Annotated in this window: 19 protein-coding genes; 11 read left to right on the top strand and 8 right to left on the bottom strand. The window is 63.7% G+C overall.

The features are described 5' to 3' along the window. Positions 1–128 precede the first annotated feature (128 nt). The 9 genes from AC0L2X_RS19030 (at position 129) to AC0L2X_RS18990 (ending at position 9,939) form a co-directional block, all read left to right on the top strand. Entirely contained in the window at positions 129–1,028 is a 900-nt protein-coding gene (locus AC0L2X_RS19030; protein WP_023717897.1) for a LysR family transcriptional regulator, read from the top strand. 133 nt (positions 1,029–1,161) lie between these two features. Next, positions 1,162–1,641, top strand: coding sequence for a formate dehydrogenase subunit gamma (locus tag AC0L2X_RS19025; protein ID WP_352488066.1), 480 nt, complete (start codon positions 1,162–1,164; stop codon positions 1,639–1,641). Beyond that, complete coding sequence (locus AC0L2X_RS19020; protein ID WP_473560633.1) at positions 1,638–3,194, top strand: formate dehydrogenase beta subunit; 1,557 nt, start codon at positions 1,638–1,640, stop codon at positions 3,192–3,194. Before AC0L2X_RS19025 ends, AC0L2X_RS19020 begins: the two co-directional genes overlap by 4 nt. A gap of 12 nt (positions 3,195–3,206) precedes the next feature. After that, positions 3,207–6,119 carry a formate dehydrogenase subunit alpha gene (gene fdhF, locus AC0L2X_RS19015; protein ID WP_473560632.1) on the top strand — a complete coding sequence of 971 codons (2,913 nt, stop codon included), beginning with the start codon at positions 3,207–3,209 and terminating at the stop codon, positions 6,117–6,119. 3 nt (positions 6,120–6,122) lie between these two features. Next, positions 6,123–6,953: a formate dehydrogenase accessory sulfurtransferase FdhD gene (gene fdhD / locus AC0L2X_RS19010; RefSeq protein ID WP_473560630.1), complete on the top strand. Its 831-nt coding sequence runs from the start codon at positions 6,123–6,125 to the stop codon at positions 6,951–6,953. Next, positions 6,943–7,248 (top strand): formate dehydrogenase subunit delta, encoded by a 306-nt coding sequence (locus AC0L2X_RS19005; RefSeq protein WP_352488059.1) that lies wholly within the window; start codon positions 6,943–6,945, stop codon positions 7,246–7,248. The genes fdhD and AC0L2X_RS19005 overlap by 11 nt, the downstream gene beginning before the upstream one ends. Positions 7,249–7,353: 105 nt before the next feature. Next, positions 7,354–8,907, top strand: a complete 1,554-nt coding sequence (locus AC0L2X_RS19000) for an alpha/beta fold hydrolase (RefSeq protein ID WP_473560627.1) — start codon at positions 7,354–7,356, stop codon at positions 8,905–8,907. Between the two features lie 111 nt (positions 8,908–9,018). Continuing rightward, positions 9,019–9,492, top strand: a complete 474-nt coding sequence (locus tag AC0L2X_RS18995; RefSeq protein WP_473560625.1) for a carboxymuconolactone decarboxylase family protein — start codon at positions 9,019–9,021, stop codon at positions 9,490–9,492. An 84-nt stretch (positions 9,493–9,576) separates the two neighbouring features. Beyond that, positions 9,577–9,939, top strand: coding sequence for a nuclear transport factor 2 family protein (locus AC0L2X_RS18990; RefSeq protein ID WP_352836830.1), 363 nt, complete (start codon positions 9,577–9,579; stop codon positions 9,937–9,939). A 178-nt stretch (positions 9,940–10,117) separates the two neighbouring features. Here AC0L2X_RS18990 and AC0L2X_RS18985 read toward each other — a convergent pair whose 3' ends face one another. The 3 genes from AC0L2X_RS18985 to AC0L2X_RS18975 all read right to left on the bottom strand — a co-directional run bounded on the left by AC0L2X_RS18985 (position 10,118) and on the right by AC0L2X_RS18975 (position 12,089). Then, entirely contained in the window at positions 10,118–10,618 is a 501-nt protein-coding gene (locus tag AC0L2X_RS18985; RefSeq protein WP_352488561.1) for an MmcB family DNA repair protein, read from the bottom strand. A 62-nt stretch (positions 10,619–10,680) separates the two neighbouring features. Then, positions 10,681–11,007, bottom strand: a complete 327-nt coding sequence (locus AC0L2X_RS18980) for a hypothetical protein (RefSeq protein ID WP_473560623.1) — start codon at positions 11,005–11,007, stop codon at positions 10,681–10,683. Between the two features lie 782 nt (positions 11,008–11,789). Beyond that, a complete protein-coding gene (locus tag AC0L2X_RS18975; RefSeq protein WP_023717905.1) occupies positions 11,790–12,089 on the bottom strand; it encodes a DUF1330 domain-containing protein in 300 nt (99 codons plus the stop codon). Positions 12,090–12,242: 153 nt separating this feature from the next. Here AC0L2X_RS18975 and AC0L2X_RS18970 point away from each other — a divergent pair, with 153 nt between their 5' ends. Continuing rightward, positions 12,243–12,569 carry a GYD domain-containing protein gene (locus AC0L2X_RS18970; RefSeq protein WP_023717906.1) on the top strand — a complete coding sequence of 109 codons (327 nt, stop codon included), beginning with the start codon at positions 12,243–12,245 and terminating at the stop codon, positions 12,567–12,569. 65 nt (positions 12,570–12,634) lie between these two features. Here the strand turns inward: AC0L2X_RS18970 and AC0L2X_RS18965 are convergent, their stop codons facing one another. Continuing rightward, positions 12,635–12,904, bottom strand: coding sequence for a hypothetical protein (locus tag AC0L2X_RS18965; protein ID WP_473560621.1), 270 nt, complete (start codon positions 12,902–12,904; stop codon positions 12,635–12,637). On the opposite strand from AC0L2X_RS18965, the gene AC0L2X_RS18960 reads away from it, so the two are divergent. Further along, entirely contained in the window at positions 12,897–13,514 is a 618-nt protein-coding gene (locus tag AC0L2X_RS18960) for a L,D-transpeptidase (protein ID WP_473560620.1), read from the top strand. The genes AC0L2X_RS18965 and AC0L2X_RS18960 overlap by 8 nt on opposite strands. A gap of 110 nt (positions 13,515–13,624) precedes the next feature. On the opposite strand, the gene AC0L2X_RS18955 is transcribed toward AC0L2X_RS18960, so the two are convergent. The 4 genes from AC0L2X_RS18955 to murJ form a co-directional block, all read right to left on the bottom strand. Continuing rightward, positions 13,625–14,194, bottom strand: a complete 570-nt coding sequence (locus AC0L2X_RS18955) for a NifU family protein (protein ID WP_023676386.1) — start codon at positions 14,192–14,194, stop codon at positions 13,625–13,627. Positions 14,195–14,500: 306 nt separating this feature from the next. Beyond that, a complete protein-coding gene (locus AC0L2X_RS18950) occupies positions 14,501–14,992 on the bottom strand; it encodes a universal stress protein (protein ID WP_352469977.1) in 492 nt (163 codons plus the stop codon). 89 nt (positions 14,993–15,081) lie between these two features. Next, positions 15,082–16,158, bottom strand: coding sequence for a tryptophan--tRNA ligase (trpS, locus tag AC0L2X_RS18945; protein WP_473560618.1), 1,077 nt, complete (start codon positions 16,156–16,158; stop codon positions 15,082–15,084). A 281-nt stretch (positions 16,159–16,439) separates the two neighbouring features. After that, positions 16,440–18,038, bottom strand: coding sequence for a murein biosynthesis integral membrane protein MurJ (gene murJ / locus AC0L2X_RS18940; protein WP_473562107.1), 1,599 nt, complete (start codon positions 18,036–18,038; stop codon positions 16,440–16,442). Between the last annotated feature and the right edge of the window lie 20 nt (positions 18,039–18,058).

The raw sequence follows: 18,058 nt of genomic DNA, 5'->3' as shown, positions 1-18,058 counted from the left end.
GGGAAACAGTAAGCAGGCTGAAAGATGTGGATGCGGACGATTTACAGAGGCGGCTTGCGGCCGAAGGCGATTTCCACGACGTTGCGCGCTACGATCGGACACAGCGTCCGTGACAGGCTCCCGACGGCATGATCGACAAGCTGGAATTCTTCATAGCACTTGCCAGGGAAGAACATTTCGGCCGGGCGGCGGAGGTGTGCGGCGTCACCCAACCGACGCTTTCGGCCGGCATCAAGCAGCTGGAGGGCCAGCTCGGCGTGATGCTGGTGCTGCGCGGCTCGCGCTTCCAGGGGCTGACGCCGGAAGGCAAGCAGGTGCTGGTTTGGGCGCGCCGCATCGTCGGCGACAGCAGGACCATGCGCGAAGAGATGCGGGCGGCACGCCACGGCCTGTCGGGGCGCATCCGTATCGCGGCGATCCCGACGGCGCTCGCCATGGTGGCGCGATTGACGACACCGTTTCGGGCAAAGCACCCCGGCGTCACCTTTTCGGTGCTGTCGCGGACCTCGATCGAGGTGCTGTCGCTGCTCGGCAATTTCGACATCGACGCCGGCATCACCTATCTCGATAACGAGCCGCTCGGGCGCGTCACCAGCGTGCCGCTATACGACGAGCGCTACCAGCTGATCACCGCGGTCGGGAACCCCTATTTCGACCGCGACAAAGTGACATGGGCGGAACTCAGCCAGCTGCCGCTCTGCCTGCTGACGCCGGACATGCAGAACCGCCGCATCATCGACCAGCATCTGGCCGAAGCCGGCGTGCAGGTGCGGCCGACATTGGAATCCAACTCGATGATCGTGCTGTTTTCGCATATCCGCACCGGCAAATGGTCGTCGATCATGCCGCTTAACCTTGCGGAAACGTTCGGCTTTTCCGAGCCGATCCGGGCTATCCCGATCGTCGAGCCGGATGCCAGCCACACCGTCGGGTTGGTGGCGGCGCCGCGCGAGCCGCACACGCCGCTGGTCTCGGCGCTGTTGGACGAGGCAATGGCGCTGGCGGACGATTTCCGCGCCCGTCGCTAGGCTAGAAAATGCTGGTGACCGCCAACGATAGAAAATTTCTATCGAGCAACGGATCGGCTTTATTGATTTAGCGGGTTTCCTCTGATTTCCTAAGCACTTAGCGGAAGACCGCCACGACCAGGGAGGGCGCTGCATGACGATGCAGCCTGCAAGTACCGAGATCGCATCGCGCACGGCGGCGATCATCCACGAGCTAAAAAGCCTCGAAGGCCCGCTGTTGCCGATCCTGCACGGCATACAGGAAGAGTTCGGCTATGTGCCGCAGGAGGCGCTGCCGGTCATCGCCGAGGCGCTGAACATCTCCAGGGCCGAGGTGCATGGCGTCGTCACCTTCTATCATGATTATCGCAGCCAGCCGGCCGGCCGGCATGTGCTGAAGCTTTGCCAGGCGGAAGCCTGCCAGTCGATGGGTTCGGATGCGATTGCCGCCAAGCTCAAGCAATTGCTGGGCATCGGTTTTCACGAGACAACCCGCGACGGTTCGGTGACGCTGGAGCCGGTCTATTGCCTCGGCCTTTGCGCCTGCTCGCCGTCGGCGATGCTGGACGGCGAGGTGATCGGGCGGCTCGATGACGAAAAGCTCAATGAAATCGTTGCCGAGGTGCGCTCATGATCCCGCGTATCTACATTCCCGGCGATTCCGGCGCGCTGGCGCTGGGTGCGGAAAAGGTCGCCAAGGCGGTTCGGGCGGAATTGGCCGAGCGCGGCATCGAGGCCAAGATCGTGCGCAACGGCTCGCGCGGCGCCTATTTCCTCGAGCCGATGGTCGAAGTGGCGACAGCCACTGGCCGCGTCGCCTACGGGCCGGTGAAGCCCTCCGACGTCAAAAGCCTGTTCGACTGCGGCTTCCTCACCGGCGGCCACCACAAGCGCTGGCTGGGCGCACCGGACAAGATCCCGTTCCTTGCCAGGCAGACGCGGCTGACCTTTGCGCGCTGCGGCGTCACCGATCCGCTGTCGCTAGACCACTACAAGGCGCATGGCGGACTGAAGGGCCTGCAGAATGCAGTGGCGATGACGCCGGCCGACGTCGTCAAGCAGGTGACCGAGTCCGGGCTGCGCGGTCGTGGCGGCGCCGGCTTCCCGACCGGCATCAAGTGGAAGACGGTGCTCGATACGTCGGCCGACCGCAAATACATCGTCTGCAATGCAGATGAAGGCGATTCCGGCACGTTCGCCGACCGCATGATCATGGAAGGCGACCCCTTCGTGCTGATCGAAGGCATGGCGATCGCCGGCATCGCCACCGGCGCGACCAAGGGCTTCATCTATATCCGCTCCGAATACCCGCATGCGGTGGCGGTGATGCAGAAGGCCGTCGAGATCGCCCGCAAGGCCGGCGTGCTCGGCGTCAATGTGCTCGGCTCGGCCAATTCATTCGACATGGAAGTCCGCATCGGCGCCGGCGCCTATGTCTGCGGCGAGGAGACGGCCCTGCTCGACAGCCTCGAAGGCAAGCGCGGACAGGTGCGGGCCAAGCCGCCGCTGCCGGCGCACAAGGGCCTGTTCGGCAAGCCGACGGTAATCAACAACGTCATCTCGCTGGCCTCGGTGCCGGTGATCATGGACAAGGGCGCCGCCTTCTACAAGGATTTCGGCATCGGCCGTTCGCGCGGCACCATCCCGATCCAGATTGCCGGCAACGTCAAGTATCCCGGTCTCTACGAGGCCGCGTTCGGCATGACGCTGGGTGAGATCGTCGACGACATCGGCGGCGGCACGGCGACCGGGCGTCCGGTCAAGGCGGTGCAAGTGGGTGGCCCGCTCGGCGCCTATTTCCCGCGCGCCCTGTTCGACACGCCGTTCGACTACGAGGCGTTTGCCGCCAAGGACGGGCTGATCGGCCATGCCGGCATCGTCGTTTTCGACGACAGCGCCGACATGCTGAAGCAGGCACGCTTTGCCATGGAATTCTGCGCCATCGAGAGCTGCGGCAAGTGCACGCCGTGCCGCATCGGCTCGACGCGCGGCGTCGAGGTGCTGGACCGGCTCGCCCAGAACGTCGAACCGGAAAAGCAGATCGCGCTGGTCACCGACCTTTGCAACACGATGAAGTTCGGCTCGCTTTGCGCTCTCGGCGGCTTCACCCCATATCCAGTGATGAGTGCACTCAACCATTTCCCGGACGACTTTCGGCCGACGCCGGTCGCCGAAGCAGCGGAATAGGAGCGGACAGGCATGAACGCGGCATTCGACATCAAATCGCTGGTCCAGGAAATCGACTACGGCACGCCCGCCTCCGACGCTGAACAGCAGGTGACGCTGACGGTTGACGGCAAGTCGGTAACGGTGCCGGCGGGGACCTCTATCATGCGCGCTTCGATGGAAGCGGGCGTCGAAATCCCGAAACTCTGCGCCACCGACATGCTGGACTCGTTCGGCTCTTGCCGGGTCTGCCTCGTCGAGATCGATGGTCGCGGCGGCACGCCGGCCTCGTGCACGACGCCGGTCGGCGAAGGCATGGTCGTGCATACGCAGAGCGACCGGCTAGACGCCATCCGCCGCGGCGTGATGGAACTCTACGTCTCCGACCACCCGGCGGCGTGGGGCGAGAAGGCCGGCACCGGCGCCAGCGAGTTCGACAAGGTCGCCAGGACGGTCGGTCTGACCGAGAACCGCTATGGTGTGGACGGCCGCAACCACGTCAAACAGGAAAACGGCGTGGCGCCCGGCCATGGCTCGCTGACCATCGACTACATCGCCCGCGATGAATCGAACCCCTATTTCACCTACGATCCGGCGCAGTGCATCGTCTGCTCGCGCTGCGTGCGCGCCTGTGAGGAGGTGCAGGGCACGTTCGCGCTGACCATCGAGGGCCGCGGCTTCGAATCCAGGGTCTCGGCCGGTATGCACGAGGCGTTCGTCGATTCCGAATGCGTTTCGTGCGGGGCCTGCGTGCAGGCCTGCCCGACCGATGCGCTAAGGGAAAAGACCGTGCTGGCCAAAGGCCTGCCCGAGCGCTCAACCGTCACCACCTGCGCCTATTGCGGCGTCGGCTGCTCGTTCAAGGCCGAGGTCAAGGGCGACGAGGTCATCCGCATGATGCCCTACAAGGCAGGCAAGGCCAACCACGGCCACTCCTGCGTCAAGGGCCGCTTCGCCTATGGCTACGCGACGCACAAGGACCGTATCCTGAAGCCGATGATCCGCGAGCGGGTCAGCGATCCGTGGCGCGAAGTGTCGTGGGAAGAGGCGCTCACCCATACGGCGAATGAATTCCGCCGCATCCAGTACCAGTACGGCCGCACCTCGATCGGCGGCATCACCTCCTCGCGCTGCACCAACGAGGAGACCTACCTCGTCCAGAAACTGGTCCGGCAGGGCTTCCGCAACAACAATGTCGACACGTGCGCCCGCGTCTGCCATTCGCCGACCGGCTATGGCCTCGGCCAGACCTTCGGCACCTCCGCCGGCACGCAGGACTTCGATTCGATCGAGCAGACGGACGTCATCCTGCTGATCGGCGCCAATCCGACCGATGCGCATCCGGTGTTCGCCTCGCGCATGAAAAAGCGCATGCGCCAGGGCGCCAAGCTGATCGTGCTCGATCCGCGCCGCACCGACATCGTGCGCTCGGCCCATGTCGAGGCGCAGTTCCATCTGCCGCTGAAGCCGGGCACCAACGTCGCCATGCTGACCGCACTTGCCCATGTCATCGTCACCGAAGGCCTGTTCGACGAAGCCTTCATCCGCGAGCGCTGCGACTGGGACGAGTTCCAGGACTGGGCATCGTTCGTGGCGCTGCCGGAAAACAGCCCGGAAGTCGTCGGCCAGCTCGCCAATGTCGATCCCGACGACATACGCGGCGCGGCGCGGCTTTACGCCCGCGGCGGCAACGGCGCGATCTATTACGGCCTCGGCGTGACCGAGCACAGCCAGGGCTCGACCACCGTCATCGCCATTGCCAATCTCGCCATGGCGACCGGCAATATCGGCCGGCCGGGCGTCGGCGTGAACCCGCTGCGCGGCCAGAACAATGTGCAGGGCTCCTGCGACATGGGCTCGTTCCCGCACGAGCTTCCCGGCTATCGCCACATCTCAGGCGACGCCGTGCGCGCCATCTATGAGAGCCTGTGGGGCGTCAAGCTCGACCACGAGCCCGGCCTGCGCATCCCCAATATGCTGGATGCAGCTGTCGACGGCTCGTTCAAGGGGCTCTATGTGCAGGGCGAGGACATCCTGCAGTCGGACCCCGACACCAAGCATGTCGCGGCGGGTCTCGCCGCGATGGAATGCGTCGTCGTGCACGACCTCTTCCTCAACGAGACGGCCAATTACGCGCATGTGTTCCTGCCCGGCTCGACCTTCCTCGAGAAGGACGGCACCTTCACCAATGCCGAGCGCCGCATCAACATGGTGCGCAAGGTGATGGAGCCGAAATGCGGCTATGCCGACTGGGAAACGACGCAGGAGCTCGCCAAGGCGCTCGGCCTCGGCTGGAACTACACGCATCCGTCGCAGATCATGGACGAGATCGCCAAGACGACACCGAGTTTCGCCGGCGTTTCCTTCGACCTTCTCGACCGGGTGGGCTCGGTGCAGTGGCCCTGCAACGAGAAGTCGCCGGAAGGCACGCCGATCATGCATATCGGCGGCTTCGTGCGCGGCAAGGGCAAGTTCATCCGCACTGAATACGTCGCGACCGACGAGAGGACCGGGCCGCGCTTCCCGCTGCTGCTGACCACCGGCCGCATCCTGTCGCAATACAATGTCGGCGCGCAGACCCGGCGCACGGACAACGTGGTCTGGCATAGCGAGGACCGGCTGGAGATCCATCCGCACGACGCCGAAAATCGCGGCCTGCGCGACGGCGACTGGGCGCGGCTGACCAGCCGCTCCGGCGAGACGACGCTGCGCGCGCTGATCACCGAGCGGGTGTCGCCGGGCGTCGTCTATACGACCTTCCACCATCCCGACACCCAGGCCAACGTCATCACCACCGACTTCTCCGACTGGGCGACCAACTGCCCGGAATACAAGGTGACCGCGGTGCAGGTGGGTGCATCCAACGGCCCGTCGGAATGGCAGCGCGACTATGACGAGCAGGCGAAGCAAAGCCGCCGCATCGCGAAGCTGGAAGCGGCGGAGTAGTCTTTGACCGCGCGCCGCAAAGCCATTGCGCAGATCAGCCGCCTCGCGCGCCGCGCGGGCGGCACCGCGGCCGCCAACCGGATGGTGCCGGAAGAGACGCCGGTGGCATTCTCCTTTGCCGGCACCACGCATGCGGTGATGATGGCAAGCCCGGCCGATTTCGAGGATTTCGCGCTCGGCTTCTCGCTGACCGAAGGCATCATTGCCTCGCCGGACGAAATCGAAGCGATCGAGGTCGAGGACCACGGCGCCGGCATCGATATCCAGATCCGGCTGAAGGATAGCGCCAACACCCGTTTCGAGGCGCGTCGCAGACGGCTGGCCGGCCCGGTCGGCTGCGGGTTGTGCGGCATCGAATCGATCGAGGAGGCGATGCGCTCGGTAAACCCGGTCGGTGCGTCGCAACTTACACTTCAGGCCGATGACATCGTCCGCTCGGTCAAGCTTTTGTCGAAGCTGCAGCCACTGCACGCCGAAACCGGTGCCGTCCACGCCGCCGGTTTTTACCTTCCCGGCAAGGGCATCGTCATGGCGCGCGAGGATGTCGGCCGCCATAACGCGTTGGACAAGCTGGCCGGCGCACTGGCCAGGACCGGTATCGACGGCGCCGGCGGTGCGGTCGTCGTCACGTCGCGCGTTTCGGTCGAGATGGTGCAGAAGACCGCGGCAATCGGCTCGGCCGTCATCATTGCCGTCTCGGCGCCGACCGCGCTTGCCATCCGCACCGCGGACGATGCCGGCATGACGCTGGTGGCGCTGGTGCGCGGCGATGATTTCGATATTTTCACCCATCCTGACCGCGTGGTTTCCGGAGTTGCCAAGCATGTCGCATGACGAAGGCCACCTCATGAGCACCAGCGAAAAGCTGGTTCGCATGGCCAACCAGATCGCCGCCTTCTTCCACTCCAAGCCGCGCGAGCAAGGCATTGCCGGCGTCGCCGAGCACATCAACAAGTTCTGGGAACCGAGGATGCGCCGGCAATTGTTCGAGATGCTTGATAGCGGCGGCGAAGGGTTCAATGAGCTTGTCGTCGCGGCTGCGCCACACATCAAGCGGCCGGGCGCGCCGGAGGGCGCAGGTTTTAGCGTCGGCGGAGCGAACACCGAGACCGCCGCGTCACAGAAGTAGGTGCCGCGGGCCTACATTCACTCGCTCTAAAGTTTCATCTGCCGCAAGCTGCGCGGCTCTGCTATGATCCGGCGATAAGAAATCGTCGGGTCGGGCGGACAACTCGTGAGGCCGATCGAAACTCGATACGCGCTTAGCGGCGACGTGCGGATCGCCTATCAGGTGGTCGGCCAGGGATCGCTCGATCTCGTCTTCGTGCCGGGTTTCATTTCCAATCTCGACCTGCACTGGGAAGACGAAGGCTACACCCGGCTGTTGAGGCGGCTTTCCGCGTTCTCACGGCTGATCCTGTTCGACAAGCGCGGCACCGGTCTGTCCGACCGCGTCGATGTCCACCACCTGCCCAGCCTCGAAACCCGTATGGACGATGTGCGCGCGGTGATGGACGCGACCGGCAGCGGCCGCGCCGCCTTGCTCGGCGCTTCGGAAGGCGCGCCGATGGCAATGCTGTTCGCCGCCACCTACCCCGAGCGGACGCGGGCGCTGGCGCTTTATGGCGGCTATGCGCATTTCCACAAATGGGTGATGCCGCCGGAGCGCCTGGAGGCCTTCATCGCGACGGCGGAGACCGCATGGGGCACCGGCGCCACCCTGCCGCATTTCGCGCCCGGACGCGTCGACGATCCGCGTTTCGCCACATGGTGGGCGCGCTTCGAGCGGCTGTCGGCGAGCCCGACGGCGGCAATCGCCCTGGCCCACATGAATGCGGCGATCGACGTGCGCGGCGTACTGGAAGCGATCAGCGCACCGACACTGCTGATCCATCGCCGCAACGACGCACGCGTCGACCCGGAGGCCAGCCGCTTCCTGGCAAGGAAGATCCCGAATTCGCGGCTGGTCGAGGTGCCCGGGCGCGACCACCCGATCTGGACCGGCGATGTCGACCGGGTGGCCGATGTGATCGAGGAGTTCCTGACCGGAGCGCGAGCGGTAGCCGAGGTGGAACGCGTGCTAGCGGCACTGCTGGTCACCCGGATCTACGACACGGCGCGGCTTGGCGACCGCATGTGGAGCGAGCGCAGCCAGCGCTTTCAGGAAACATGGCGCCTGCTGGTCGGACGCCATGGCGGCCGCCCGGCCGGCACGCATGGCGAGCTGATGATGGCGCGCTTCGACGGCCCAGCGCGGGCCGTACGCTGCGCGGCGGCGCTGCGCGATGCGGCGCAGGAAATCGGCGTCGCCAGCGCGCAGGGCGTGCATGTCGGCGAGGTCGAGTTGCGCGGACCGCCGACGGGATTGACGGCGCGCGTGACGATGCAGCTCGCCACGCATGCCGGGCGCGGCGACATCCTTGCGTCGCGGCTGGTCGCCGAACTTGCCGCCGGTTCAGGCCTTCATTTCAACGACGCCGGGCGCATCGCGCTTGACGAGCTGGATGAACCGCTTGCGCTGGTGCAGGCGACCTCGGAACAGCATCTGGAGCCTGCCTGCCGCCCAAAGGCCAAGGCGACCGAGCCTGCCGCGTTGACGGCGCGCGAAAGCGAGGTGGTGAACCTGATCGCCGATGGCAAGAGCAATGCCGCGATCGCCGCCGAACTCGGGCTGAGCGAACACACGGTCAAGCGTCACGTCGCCAACATTCTGCTCAAGCTGGACCTGCCGTCGCGGGCGGCGGCGGCGGCGTTCTCGGCCCGGCACGCTGGCCCGCACGGGCCATAGGCGCCATGGCGCTTTCGGGCGAAGCGGCCGGGCATGCGTAAGCGCTATCACTTCGTCCCATGCAGGCCAGGCGGATATCGCCGGGAAAGGCCCTGCGAAGGGAGAAATAAAATGCTGAAGTCGACACTCAAATCGCTGCTGCTGGCGGCAGGCGTTGGCGCGCTGCTGGCGATAGTTCCTGCCAAGGCCGAGGACGCCTCGGCGACGGCCGCCTACAAGGACATCCAGGCCACGCTTGGCTCGGTGCCGGACATGTTCAAGACGCTGCCGGATGTCGCCGTTGCCGGCGGCTGGGCCGAGATCAAGGGCGTACAGCTCAACCCGAACACCGCGCTCGACGGCAAGACCAAGGAATTGATGGGCCTCGCCGTCGCCTCGCAGATCCCATGCCAATACTGCATCTATTTCCACACGCAGGCGGCCAAGCTCAATGGCGCCAGCGATGAGGAGATCAAGGAGGCGGTGGCGATGGCGGCGATCGTGCGCCACTGGTCGACGATGCTCAACGGCAGCCAAGTCGATCTCGCCACCTTCAAGAAGCAGTCCGACGAGGTGTTTGCGGCCGTCAAGGCAAAGTCGCAGTGAAAGATCGCTGCCCGACGGCGAGCGCCGGGCAGCGCCTGATCAAATAAACCGCCCGATCGAGAAGAAGGGCCTGTGGAGGGTAAAATGCTGACCAAGACACAGACGATAGACGGCGCTGCGATCAAGAAGGCGATCGAGGGCCGTGACGGAAAATTGCTGGCGAGCTTCTATGCCGACGATGCATTGGTGCGGGTGATCGACCGCAACAACCCGCCGAGCAAGCCTCGCGAAATCCGCGGGCGCGCTGCGATCACTACGTTCTGGGACGACATCTGCAGCCGGGCGATGACCCACAAGGTCGACACCACCATCGCCGACGGCAACAATCTCGCCTTCACCCAGGCCTGCGCTTATCCGGACGGGACCAAGGTGTTCTGCGCGGCGATGCTGGAGCTGAAGAACGGCCTGATCGCGCGGCAGACTGTGGTGCAAGCCTGGGACGAGTGAGGCGGCCATGTTCGCCAAGATCGACGCGCGCGCCAATGGGTCAAGGAGATGGAGCCCTACCGCATCATGGAATAGCTTCTCTCTGGTTTGCTCCCTTCTCCCCGTCACTTACGGGGAGAAGGTGGCGGCAGCCGGATGAGGGGCAGCGCCGCATCTACAATTACGCGGAGTGCAAAGCCTACTCGCTCTCACCCTCCAGCGCCGGCACCGACACGCCGGCAAGCTCGGCCGCCAGCAACCGCGCAGCACCGGCGCGGGCGATCCTCAACATCAGCGCCTTGCGCGTCGCCGCCGCCATCCGGTGTTCGGGCGCATCGCGCAGAATCTCAGCACCATAGCCGTCCGAGAGAATGAAGCCGCATTCCTCCGGAAAGATTTCCTGGGGCACGCCGGGATGCGTGGCGAAGAAGAAGCGGTCGGAATGCAGGCGGTAGTCCGGCCATTTGCGGTCGACCCTGAAATCCTCGACCGAGGATTTGATCTCGATGATCCAGATGTCGCCCTGGCGGGTCAGTGCCACGAGATCGGCGCGGCGCCCGGTCGCCAGCGACAGTTCGGGCAAGACATGCGCGTCCATCTGCTTGAGCAGCCGCTGGACGCCACGCCTGACCAGCATGGCACGCTCCGACTGGCGACCGTCGATAAGCGGGTTGAGGGGTAGAGGTGAGATGATCGGCATGACCGCACCATGCCAGATTTTGTTCACGGTTTGAACGCGGTTTTTTGGGGCGATTATGTACTTTACAAACAGGAAGGTCTGAAGACGCGGGTAGCCCCCTCTTCGGGGTCGATCACCAACACAACGTTTTCTGGGTTTTGCCAAGGCAGCGACATCACGTAGGCCGCAAAGTCGTCTTCGGAGAAATGGTTGAAGCCGCCGCCAGCTACAAACATTTGCGGATGCTTGCTGCCGCCGAAGCTAGCCTCGACGCTGTTAAGTTGTTGGAAGGGGCCGGCGCGCTCCGCCAGCCATTCCTGTATGCGCCCAAAAAGAACGAGCTGACCGTTCGGGCTCGAACAATCTTCAGCAATAGATGTACAAAGCACCACACCGCTGACGACGCTCATTGTGACTCATCCATTGCCTAACGGGCCTCCTTGCCTTTCGGCTTTGGTTTTGGGGCGAGCGGCATGTGCGCCAGCTTGCCCATCAACGTGTACATAATCGCCTTTTTGGGGGCGATTACCGGGCTGACGAACCTATCTGCAAAATACTGTGGAGCGGGCGCTACAAGGCCCGCCCTTCCACAAGGCGGGCTGCTCGCGTTATGAATGCGGTTCCTACTAGCGAGGGGAGCTATGTTTTCGCGAGGCGTCGCGGTTGATCTAATATTCACCGCTGCATGCCCGATAGTGGTCGCAGCGTAATCAAAAAGGTGGCGAAGCATGGTTACTGAGAATGCAAGTTTGACGGTCGAGCAGACTAGGCTCAATAGGATGCTCACGCGGGGCGTCGTATTTTCCGTCATTTGGCTCGCCGGTTTCGGGTCTTCTTATGCACTCTACCAGGGGCTTCTGGCGCGACGGATGATAAAAATGAATCCCGTGCTTCGGGGAAATGGCCGCGCCTGGTGGTGCATCATTGTGGGAGGGCTTGGGGCCGCAGTCTTATGTGCGATAGTTGGCGCCGGCATTTTCAACGCCATGACACAACCCTAGGTCTGCCGATCCGGTGTGGGGCCATATTGATATGTAGGTCTCGTTCAATGAGTGCTGCCGGCGTCATCCCCCCATCATTGGCCGTCATTTCCCGCCCGCAAGTTTGAAGCTTGCTGATTCATATCCTGTCCTGTCGCCGGACCGCACCAGATATGGCAACTCAGATTTACCATTGTCATCGACCCGGCCCTCTAACTAACCGGCATCATGCCCTCCAGTGCAATAATCCTCGTCTTTGCGCAGCGTTCGCGGATGGCTTTGAGGCGGCCGTATTCCGGAGAGTCGTACCATGCTAGGAGGGAAGCCATGTCTGGGAATTCGACAATGACGAGGCGATGAGGTTCCCAATCACCTTCCAGAACTTTGGTGGCTCCGCCGCGAGCTATGTATCTGCCCCCGTAGCGGGCTTCGGTTGCCGGCACGTCCCGGCGGTATTCCTCGAAAACGGCGGCGTCGGTTATGTCGACATCAGCAATGAGATATGCGGCCATTGACCTTACTCCCCTTGGGAAAGGCAATTGAAACAGGTCTATTAGCGGCCCCGCAACTAAGCCAGCGGTACTACGCCTCGGAAACGACTCGCCTTCTCCCGGATTGCGGCGCTTAACTATCCTCGTGGGGGCAGCTCTGGGAGGAGACGAACCATGCCGATGTATCTTACGCGATTCAGCTACAGGCCCGAAACCTGGGCGCGCTTGATGGATAATCCCGAGGATAGACGCGAGGCTGCCCGTTCTTACATCGAGTCGGTCGGCGGAAAGCTGCACGGGTTCTGGTATGCCTTCGGAGAATACGATGGCTGGAACCTATGGGAGGCGCCGGACAATGTGTCCATGGCATCCGTCATGCTCGCCATCGGTGCGGGAGGCGCGCTCAGCTCTTACGAGACCACCGTCTTGTTAAGTGTCGAAGAGACGATGGACGCGCTTGGGAAAGCCAAGTCGATCCGGTACCGCCCGCCGGGATCGTGACCGCCGCCCCTGCCTTGCGGCGTGTCGAAGGCTGGGGAACGCTTGCTCTCGAACGGCGCAGGTTCCTAAACTTTTGAGCGCTGGGCAGCGTCACCGACATTCATGGTGATTTCCTCGTCTTCCGGTTGTTGTTCTTGTCCCATTGATTTTGCAGCATAATCCTGCTGGGGCTGTTGCCGAAATGCCATAGTCGCAGGTTTACCAACACGCGAGGCCAAGGATATAGGCATCGCCCGCTTGGCAAGCAAAGCAAATGCCAGCATGAATGAAGATGAAAAAAGCGGCCGACTCGAGCCGCTGTTGTTTGGGCAGGCATCGGACCTTTTCATGCGCATGAAGTCACTTGCAATCGTCGCGGCCCTGGCGCTGTCGACGGCTGTCGCCGGTTGCAGCACCATCGGCTCGCAGATCTTCACCAACAACTATGGCGCGGTAACCGACGCCGGCTATCATCTGCCGCGCGTTCCGATCGAAAAGGTGCCGTTCAAATACCGCCGGCAGATCGTCGACTACGACACCAAGGAAAAGCCGGGCACCATTATCGTCGATACGCAGAACAAGTTCCTCTATTTCGTCATGGGCAACGGCGAGGCGATGCGCTACGGCATCGGCGTCGGCCGTGAGGGTTTCGAATGGCACGGCACCGCCCATATCGCGCTGAAGCGCGAATGGCCGACCTGGACACCGCCTTCGCAGATGATCAGGCGGCAACCGGAGCTGGCCAAGTTTGCCGGCGGCATGGAGCCGGGGTTGAAGAACCCGCTCGGCGCGCGCGCCATGTACCTGTTCAACAAGGGCGGCGACATGGGCTACCGCCTGCATGGCAGCCCGGAATGGAATTCGATCGGCAAGGCGATGTCGTCGGGCTGCATCCGGCTGATGAACCAGGACATTATCGACCTCTACGACCGCACCTCGGTCGGCGCCAAGGTCATTGTGATATAAAACCCTTATACGCGGACCGTCTAGGCAACAACACAGACGTCGCAAACAGAAAACCGGGCACTTTGGCCCGGTTTTTTGTTGTCTATCGACGTTGACGATGGAACGGTGCGTCAGGAGACCTGTTCGACATGCTGCACTTCCGGCACAAAGTGCCGGAGCAGGTTCTGGATACCGTGCTTCAGCGTCGCCGTCGAGGACGGGCAGCCGGCGCAGGCGCCTTTCATGTGCAGGAACACGGTGCCGTTCTCGAAGCCGCGGAAAGTGATGTCGCCGCCGTCCTGGGCCACCGCCGGGCGCACCCGCGTATCGAGCAGCTCCTTGATGGTGACGACAAGCTCCTCGTCGGCCTTGTCGTAGAATTCGCCGGTCTGGCTGGTCTCGGCGGCGGGGCCGGCCTTGGCCATCACCGGGGCGCCGGACATGAAATGCTCCATGATGGCGCCGAGGATAGCCGGCTTCAGATGCTGCCAGTCGGGGCCGTCCTTGGTCACGGTGATGAAATCATAGCCGAAGAAGACGCCGGTGACGCCGGGGATCTCGAACAGCCGGCCAGCCAGCGGCGAAGCCGTCGCGGCGCTGTCGGCATCGCGGAAATCGGCAGTGCCTTCTTGCAGCACTTCCTTGCCGGGCAGGAATTTCAGCGTCGCCGGGTTTGGCGTCGACTCGGTCTGGATGAACATGGCCGTCTCCGTGCCCGTTTCGGGCAGCTAGTTTGGAATAATTCTAATTAGGCTTTATCCGCCCGACATTCAAGCGAAAGGCATCGCGGGGAACGGCTGGCTGGCGGAATGTTTTGCTAGCGCTCTGAAACGCTTGGAGATGTGTTGAGATTCAGGTCAGGCCGAGCCGGAGTCGAAGACGGGCGCGAAGCGACCAAACTGGGTGGGTTCCGAGAACCGGAGCGGAGCGTACTTTTGGGTACGTGAGCACCGGAAGCGGAGGAAGCCGCCATTTGCAGGCCGGCCTCACCTGAATATCGACACATCTCAGGCTAGGCTGTCGATCTCCTCGTCGGACAGGTTCTGCGGCACCACCGTGACCGGGATGGGAAAGGCGGCGCCCTTGCCGGCGACCGCGCCGACCAGCGGCCCGGGCCCTTCCTTGCCGGCGCCTGCCGCCAGCACCAGGATGGCGATGTCCTGGTCTTCCTCGATCAGCTTGTGGATCTCTTCGGTCGGCTTGCCTTCGCGCACCACCAACTCCGGCTCGATGCCGAGCTTCTGGCGCACCTTGTTGGCGTAGCTGTCGAGTGCCGCGCGCGCCGTGGCGTTCGCCTCCTCGCGCATGATCTTCTCGACGCCGAGCCAGTGCTGGAAATCATCCGGCTCGATGACATAGAGCAGCACCAGCACGCCGCCCGTGCTTTGCGCCCGCTTCGAGGCGTAGGCGACGGCGCGCTCGCATTCCGGCGTGTCGTCGATGATCGCCAGGAACTTGCGGCGATGACCGGCTTCGCGGCTGAGGCGTTTGGAGACCATATTCACCCTGTTCGATGGTTTCGGTCGCAATCTGCCACCGCCACAGCCCGCCCGCAAGCGACCGGCGGCTGTGGCGATATTGGTGCAGCTCAGCCCTGCAGCAGGCCAATAATGTCGCGCACGGTCTTCATCGTCGTTTCGGCCAATGTGCCGGCACGCTCGCCGCCATCCCGCAGCACCGCGTCGACATAGGCGCGGTCGCCGGAGATGCGGCGCATCTCGCCGGCGATCGGCGCCAGCTTTTCCACCGCAAGGTCGGCCAGTGCCGGCTTGAACACCGAAAACTGCTGGCCGCCATATTCCTTCAGCACCGCCTCTTTCGATATTTCGGCGAGGCCGGCATAGATGCCGACGAGGTTTTCCGCTTCCGGCCGGCCGGCAAGCCCGTCCAGTTCGCCGGGCAAAGCCTCCGGGTCGGTCTTGGCCTTGCGGATCTTCTTCGAAATGGCATCGGCATCGTCGGTCAGATTGATGCGCGACAGGTCCGACGGGTCCGACTTCGACATCTTCTTCGAACCGTCGCGCAGCGACATGATGCGCGCCGCTGGGCCGCCGATGACCGGCTCGGTCAGCGGGAAATAGCCGTTCACCGTTTCCTCGCCGACCTGCATCTCGACGCCGACGCCAAGCGCTGCGATCCGGTCCGAAAAGTCGTTGTTGAATTTCTGCGCGATGTCGCGGGTCAGCTCCAGATGCTGCTTCTGGTCGTCGCCGACCGGCACGTGGGTGGCGCGGTAGACGAGGATGTCGGCGGCCATCAGGGAGGGATAGGCGAGCAGGCCGAGCGAGGCGTTCTCGCGGTCCTTGCCGGCCTTGTCCTTGAACTGCGTCATGCGGTTCATCCAACCGATGCGCGCCACGCAGTTGAAGATCCAGGCAAGCTCGGCGTGCTGCATCACCCGCGACTGGTTGAAGACGATGTGCTTGGTCGGGTCGATGCCCGAGGCGAGAAACGCCGCGGTGATCGAACGCGTCTGGTCCTGAAGATCCTCATGGACGAGCTGTGCGGTCAGCGAATGCAGGTCGACGACGCAATAGATGCAGTCGGAGGTGTCCTGCAGGGCGACGAATTTCTTGATGGCGCCGAGATAATTGCCGAGATGCAGATTGCCGGTTGGCTGGACGCCGGAAAAAACGAGCGGCTTGAAGGGGGGCTGATCGGTCATGGTGTTTCCCTGGCTTGTGGAGGGCCGTTTCGCGCGCGGCGAAAGTCTTGCGACGGCGCGCTTATGGACGAGAGCGAGGAGACGATCAAGAGGGGCGTTGGCCAGAGCGCGGGGCTTTGGCTTCGGCCGAACAGAAGGCTGTTTGAGGGGATGGCGCCGACCAGAAACAAAAACCCGCCTCGGCGGGCGGGTCACTGGAGCCAATTAGCACCATACTGAGATTAATAGCATAGCTGCCGGCACAAAGCAAGAACAAAATTGGCGCTGACGAATTTTCCGCCTCATGAATCGGGAGATTGCTCCTTGACCGGCTGGGATCCCTTCCGGCCGATATTGCGGCGGATCATGCCGAAATCTGCGCCGCCGATGGCGAAGGCGGTGACGAAGTAGAGCAGCGCCCCGCCGGCGACGAGCGCAAGCAGGGTTACCGCCTTGATCACCAGAGGCGAGCCGGAAGCCAGCCTTGCGGCGAACCAGTGCTCGGCAAAATAGAGCGCGGCGGCCATAACCGCCGCCGACAGCACCAGCCGCGGGATGCGTTTCATGAGCGGCACGTCGCGGCCCCAATGGCCGCGCCGGATCAGCACGGCGAGCAGCATCGCCGCATTGACCCAGCCGGCGACGGCGGAGGCAACGGCAATGCCGGGCGCGCCCATGGTCGGAAACAGCGTCAGCGCCGTGGTAATGTTAACCGCCACCGAGATGGCGGCGAAAATCATCGGCGTGCGCGTGTCCTCGCGGGCGAAATAACCTGGGGTGAAGGCCTTGATCAGCACGAAGGCCGGCAGGCCGAGGCCGAAGATCGCCAGGATTGCCGCGACCGTCGGCGTCGAATTGTTGGCGGCAAAGGCGCCGCGCTCATAGACCAGCCGCACGATCGGCTCGGACATGACCAGCAAGGCGGCCGCCGCCGGCAAGGTCATGAAAAGGGTAAACTCGACCGAGCGGTTCTGCAGATTGGCCGCCTCGACCAGATTGCCCGATTTCAGCGCCCGCGACAGTTCCGGCAAAAGCACGATGGCGACGGCGACGCCGACGACGCCCAACGGCAGCTGGTAAACGCGGTCGGCATAGGCCAGCGACGACACGGCGCTGTCCTGCGCCGACGCGATCGCCGTGCCGATCAGCTGGTTGATCTGGGTGATGCCGCCAGTGATCGCCGCCGGCAGCGCCAGGATCAGCAGCCGCTTGACGTTCGGCGTCATCTTCGGCCGCCGGAAGCCGATCGAAATGCCGGCATGGCGCACCGCCGCCCAGACGATCGCCAGCTGCACCAAGCCGGCCGCCAGCACGCCCCAGGCCAGGCCGAAACCAACGGTGCGGGCGTCCGAACCCTTGTACCAGGCATAGGCGAGCACGGCGATGAGGATGACGTTGAGGAACACCGGCGCCACTGCGGCGGCGAAATAGCGGCGCAGCGAATTCAGCATGCCGGCCATCATGGCGCCGAGTGACATGCAGATCAGGTAGGGGAACATGACGGTCGCCAGCGCCACCGTCGTTTCGAATTTTCCCGGCGTGTCGGCAAAGCCCGGCGCCACCAGGTAGCGCACGATCAGCGGCATCGCCAGTTCCATGGCGATGGTCAGCGCCAGAAGCGCGGTGAACAAGACGCCGAACACCTCTTCGGAAAAGCGCTTGGCGCCGTCGGTGCCGTGCGTCTCGATCTCCTTGGCGAACAGCGGCACGAAGGCGGCGTTGAAGGCGCCTTCGGCGAACAGCCGGCGAAAGGTGTTGGGGAACTGGAAGGCTGCGTTGAAGGCGTCGGCGATCGGCCCGGTGCCGAGTGCGGCAGCCATCAGCATCTCGCGGCCGAAACCGAGGGCCCGGCTCATCAGCGTGCCGGAAGCGACCGTGGCGAATTTCTTGACAAGGCTCATGCGCTTGAAGACTGCCTGTG

It is taken from the genome of Mesorhizobium sp. WSM4828 (assembly GCF_055811175.1).
The sequence above is the reverse complement of the archived record's forward strand: the minus strand, read 5'-3'. Positions and strand labels throughout refer to the sequence as shown.

Excerpts from the sequence above, each read along its gene's own strand:
- AC0L2X_RS18970 (WP_023717906.1), top strand. The coding sequence starts at position 12,243 with ATGCCGATGTATCTTACGCGATTCAGCTACAGGCCCGAAACCTGGGCG.
- AC0L2X_RS19030 (WP_023717897.1), top strand. The coding sequence starts at position 129 with ATGATCGACAAGCTGGAATTCTTCATAGCACTTGCCAGGGAAGAACAT.
- AC0L2X_RS18975 (WP_023717905.1), bottom strand. The coding sequence starts at position 12,089 with ATGGCCGCATATCTCATTGCTGATGTCGACATAACCGACGCCGCCGTT.
- AC0L2X_RS18985 (WP_352488561.1), bottom strand. The coding sequence starts at position 10,618 with ATGCCGATCATCTCACCTCTACCCCTCAACCCGCTTATCGACGGTCGC.
- AC0L2X_RS18950 (WP_352469977.1), bottom strand. The coding sequence starts at position 14,992 with ATGGTCTCCAAACGCCTCAGCCGCGAAGCCGGTCATCGCCGCAAGTTC.
- AC0L2X_RS19025 (WP_352488066.1), top strand. The coding sequence starts at position 1,162 with ATGACGATGCAGCCTGCAAGTACCGAGATCGCATCGCGCACGGCGGCG.
- fdhF (WP_473560632.1), top strand. The coding sequence starts at position 3,207 with ATGAACGCGGCATTCGACATCAAATCGCTGGTCCAGGAAATCGACTAC.
- AC0L2X_RS18965 (WP_473560621.1), bottom strand. The coding sequence starts at position 12,904 with ATGCGCATGAAAAGGTCCGATGCCTGCCCAAACAACAGCGGCTCGAGT.
- AC0L2X_RS18955 (WP_023676386.1), bottom strand. The coding sequence starts at position 14,194 with ATGTTCATCCAGACCGAGTCGACGCCAAACCCGGCGACGCTGAAATTC.
- AC0L2X_RS18995 (WP_473560625.1), top strand. The coding sequence starts at position 9,019 with ATGCTGAAGTCGACACTCAAATCGCTGCTGCTGGCGGCAGGCGTTGGC.
- AC0L2X_RS18990 (WP_352836830.1), top strand. The coding sequence starts at position 9,577 with ATGCTGACCAAGACACAGACGATAGACGGCGCTGCGATCAAGAAGGCG.
- trpS (WP_473560618.1), bottom strand. The coding sequence starts at position 16,158 with ATGACCGATCAGCCCCCCTTCAAGCCGCTCGTTTTTTCCGGCGTCCAG.
- AC0L2X_RS18960 (WP_473560620.1), top strand. The coding sequence starts at position 12,897 with ATGCGCATGAAGTCACTTGCAATCGTCGCGGCCCTGGCGCTGTCGACG.
- murJ (WP_473562107.1), bottom strand. The coding sequence starts at position 18,038 with ATGAGCCTTGTCAAGAAATTCGCCACGGTCGCTTCCGGCACGCTGATG.
- AC0L2X_RS19005 (WP_352488059.1), top strand. The coding sequence starts at position 6,943 with ATGTCGCATGACGAAGGCCACCTCATGAGCACCAGCGAAAAGCTGGTT.
- AC0L2X_RS19020 (WP_473560633.1), top strand. The coding sequence starts at position 1,638 with ATGATCCCGCGTATCTACATTCCCGGCGATTCCGGCGCGCTGGCGCTG.
- AC0L2X_RS18980 (WP_473560623.1), bottom strand. The coding sequence starts at position 11,007 with ATGAGCGTCGTCAGCGGTGTGGTGCTTTGTACATCTATTGCTGAAGAT.